Source organism: Microcystis sp. LE19-10.1B, assembly GCF_027530565.1.
GTDB lineage: Bacteria > Cyanobacteriota > Cyanobacteriia > Cyanobacteriales > Microcystaceae > Microcystis > Microcystis aeruginosa.
This window is the reverse complement of record NZ_JAPZQM010000273.1, coordinates 1-3,635: the sequence shown is the minus strand read 5'-3', so window position 1 is coordinate 3,635 and position 3,635 is coordinate 1. Positions and strand designations below refer to the sequence as shown.

The window sequence follows — 3,635 nt, the reverse complement described above, 5'->3', positions numbered from 1 at the left end:
TTGGAGTGATTGGGGGGAAAATTCCGGGACTTTTTCCCTGAAAATTAGGTAATTGACCCCCTGAAAATGGGTAAAACCCCACACCCCACACCCCACACCCCACACCCTGCCCCCAGGAAAAGCTTTTTCAGCAAACCCTATGTAGGGTATAGATGCACAAATCAAAGATTTCAGAAGCAAAACCAATAAATTCCCGTACTGTTGCTTAAAACAGGAGTTTGATCATGAAATTACAGGGAAAAACTGCCCTAGTCACGGGGGCATCCCGGGGTATTGGACGAGCGATCGCCTTAGAATTAGCCCGACAAGGTTTAAGCAGAATTGTGATTGTTGCCAGAGATCAAGAGCGATTAGAAAAACTAGCCAAAGAAATTGAGTCCCTAGGGGTCATTGCCACACCTTTAGCCCTAGATTTAACCGAAAATGACCTTGTTGGTCCTTCAATTATCCGCGTTTGGCAAGAATGCCGCGGCATCGATATCCTCGTTAACTGTGCCGGTATTGCCCATCAAACCCCCTTTCTACGCTCGCAATTTTCGCAAGTGCAAGCAGAAATATCTTTAAATCTGATGGCCATGTACACGGTTACTCGCTTAATTGCCCGCCGGATGGCAATTCGGGGACAGGGAACGATTGTCAATGTTTCCAGCATGATGGGTAAAATTGCCGCTCCTAGCTTTGCTACCTACTCGGCCACCAAATTTGCCATTTTGGGTTTTAGTCAAGCTCTCAGGTCGGAATTACGGGAACACAACATCAAAGTTGTCACCCTCTTACCCTCTTTAACCGATACGGATATGGTGCGAGAATTGCAGTTATTTCGATGGTTAAAACCGATGAGCGCCGAAGAAGTCGCCCAAACCCTAATTACCGGGTTAAATAGGGACAAAACGGAAATTGTCGTCGGTTGGCAAAGTCATCTAGCTCTTTGGTGTCAAAAATTGGCCCCGAAACTGCTCGAGAAAATTGTCGATTTAGCCTCTCCCTTACGCCAAAGCAAAGGAAAGCGAGGATGGCGAGAAGTGTTTAACTAGGGTTTAATTAGGGTCTGGTGAAAAAGTTTTTCCTGGGGGTAGGGTGTGGGGTGTGGGGTGTGGGGTGTGGGGTTTTACTCATTTTCATGTGGTCAATTACCTAATTTTCAGGAAAAAAGTCCAGGGATTTTCCCCCCAATCACTCCAAAGGTCGGCACTTTTTGAGGCAAAAAAAGTCTAAAAGCGTTATCCAACAAGGTTTTTAGATTTATTCAGCAAACCCTAATTAAATCCATCAGGGTGAGCCATGCTCACCCTAATCACCTTAACTAACAGGCAATTAAACGGCTGTCAGGGTTTTTTCTAGAAGTTGTCGGGGAGCTTGAACCAAACCACGACAGTGGATTTCCGCAGAATTATTGGGACTTTCAATCAGTTTAACTTTATCTAATTCGGCTCCTAATTGGCGGATCCGTTCCCCTAATAGTTGAGCGATATGTAAGGCAATATTTTCCGCGGTGGGAACCACTTCGGCAAAGTAGGGAATATCCTTATTTAAAAAAGTATGATCGAAGGGTTCTACTACCAATTCATCGATCGCTTTTTGTAAATCCCCTAGATCTACAATCATACCGGTGCGGGGATCGATTTCCCCCGCCACGGATACTTCTAGGTGATAATTATGGCCATGACCGTTTACCCTGGCGCATTTGCCGTAGATTTCCGAGTTTTGTTCCAGGGTTAATTGCGGTAAAGCCAAACGATGAGCGGCACTAAAATGGGTTTTGATGGTTAAAGTTGCTTCCATATCTTTTCCTTGATATTCTGCCCACAATTCGGGGTGTTCAAATAGTTGAATTTTGACCAATGGTAAATAGGGTGCTAATCTTTGCCAGATAACTCTGGCGATATTTTCTGTGGTGGGTAGGGTTTGCTGAAATTCCGGCCAGACTTGATTGAGATAGGAGTAGTCTAATTGACTGGTTATCTCTCGTTTAATTACCTGTTTTACGGTGGAGAGATTCTCCACCATGCCATAAGGATTGAGTTCTTTGTATAGGGAGACGTATAATTCGTAATTGTGACCATGACCGGGAAAACGGCTACCAAGACCAAAACGTCTTTGATTTTCGGCTTCGTCCCATTCTGGTAGATAATAGCGATGGCTGGCTGAAAACCGCGCTCGACGATTGATGATGCAATCCATAAATGTGGGCGATCGATGACTTTGTAAAGTTACGTTAAGAGTAACTCTTTCTAGCATAAACCAGTTTTGTCTCCTCCGGCTTGCGGACCGGAGAAAGTTATCCCTCAATTCCGGCAGAATGCGATCGCTGTGAGTCGAGAGTGAGAAAATTTATCTTTGAGAAGGTGAAGGAATTACTTTTTTACCACTATGATAAACTGTCTCTATCCATAACTTTCTAGCTCCCTCAATTCTTCTTTAGGAGCAATCGAGATGGGATACTTTAGTGGGCAAAAAAGTAAATTCGTAGGTCGGGTTGAGGTCACGAAACCCGACAGAAACCCTCAGTTGTTGGGTTTCACTTCGTTCAACCCAACCTACGCAAAAAGATCTACCAAAATAAACCGTCTCTATCCAAATTCGCTCGCTTCTTCAATATTAATAATCACTTCTTCTAAAGTTTCACCCTGACTCATACATCCGGGTAAATCGGGAATTAATGCCGTGTATCCTCCTTCTTCTTCGGGATAAATTGAAATCGGATATTTAAGAGACAGAAAGTATTTTAATATTGGTTGTTCCATCGATAGGTCTAAATAGGTTTGACTAAATCGCCAACTTGAGCATTATCAAAAGGTTTTAATTCATCGGATTCTACCACTTCAGATTTATAACTCCTCAATCCCAAAGAAGAATTTTCTATTCTTTTTCTATAAGTTTTTTTCTGATCGGTTTCAATTATAGATATTTTATCTTGAACGAAAATAATTCTTCCCGTACCTCTTACTAATTCGAGAAACCCTAAAGATTCGCCAGTATGGGGATCTAATATTTCTTCGTCATCGATACGATAAACCATCATTCTTTGACCTTCTCGAATTCCGTTCTGTTCACCTCTATTCATTACTAATTTATAGTCGTCAATAACCTTAACGACCGTGGCAGGAAAAGTTCCTTTGGGGGATAAAAGGGGAATTTCTGTGACGTTTTCCATAATTTCCTCTACAGGTTTAATTATTTTTTATAAATACTCGGTTTGACTTTGATTCTTTGAATAATTTTGTCTTCGTTATTAGCTAATCTGTCTAAAACATTTTGATAGCCCGCTTCTGGCTGGTCGAGAACTGTCTGTATTTTTTGATCGCTTTGTACATTTTTAACAAACCCCTCACCGATTAATACTTCAAACCCATCTTCGTCCGTATAGTAAAACGATATCATTAGTTGAGCGGCAAATAAATTTGAGGCTTCGAGTAAGCATTGAATATTATTATTTGCGTCCTTTTGAACTCGTAGGATTTTCGGAATAATATTTTGCTTGACTCTGTGATATTCGGCTCTTCGGTAATTGTTATGCAATGGACGGGGGTTATAAGGGATGGAACCCTTATATAGAAAAGCATTTAGCGATTTTTGTCAATTGTTTTTGCTCTAGAGCGAACTAATCAATTAAGTCTCTTGCCAGATAAGGATTT

6 protein-coding genes are annotated in these 3,635 nt (G+C 41.7%); 2 read left to right on the top strand and 4 right to left on the bottom strand.

The genetic code is table 11. The features are described from left to right. Nucleotides 1–66 precede the first annotated feature (66 nt). The gene (locus O9332_RS09855) at nt 67–189 is read left to right on the top strand and encodes a hypothetical protein (RefSeq protein ID WP_288025201.1); all 123 of its coding nucleotides are present in this window, start codon (nt 67–69) and stop codon (nt 187–189) included. Between the two features lie 35 nt (nt 190–224). Next, nucleotides 225–1,034: an SDR family NAD(P)-dependent oxidoreductase gene (locus O9332_RS09850; protein WP_288025194.1), complete on the top strand. Its 810-nt coding sequence runs from the start codon at nt 225–227 to the stop codon at nt 1,032–1,034. 280 nt (nt 1,035–1,314) lie between these two features. Here the strand turns inward: O9332_RS09850 and O9332_RS09845 are convergent, their stop codons facing one another. The 4 genes from O9332_RS09845 to O9332_RS09830 form a co-directional block, all read right to left on the bottom strand. Further along, nucleotides 1,315–2,181: a 6-pyruvoyl trahydropterin synthase family protein gene (locus O9332_RS09845; protein WP_288025197.1), complete on the bottom strand. Its 867-nt coding sequence runs from the start codon at nt 2,179–2,181 to the stop codon at nt 1,315–1,317. A gap of 389 nt (nt 2,182–2,570) precedes the next feature. Further along, entirely contained in the window at nt 2,571–2,744 is a 174-nt protein-coding gene (locus O9332_RS09840; RefSeq protein ID WP_002758496.1) for a type II toxin-antitoxin system HicB family antitoxin, read from the bottom strand. An 8-nt stretch (nt 2,745–2,752) separates the two neighbouring features. Next, a complete protein-coding gene (locus O9332_RS09835; protein WP_002758495.1) occupies nt 2,753–3,154 on the bottom strand; it encodes a hypothetical protein in 402 nt (133 codons plus the stop codon). Nucleotides 3,155–3,174: 20 nt separating this feature from the next. Then, on the bottom strand, nt 3,175–3,519 hold the full coding sequence (locus tag O9332_RS09830) for a hypothetical protein (RefSeq protein WP_002758494.1): 345 nt from the start codon (nt 3,517–3,519) through the stop codon (nt 3,175–3,177). Nucleotides 3,520–3,635 lie beyond the last annotated feature (116 nt).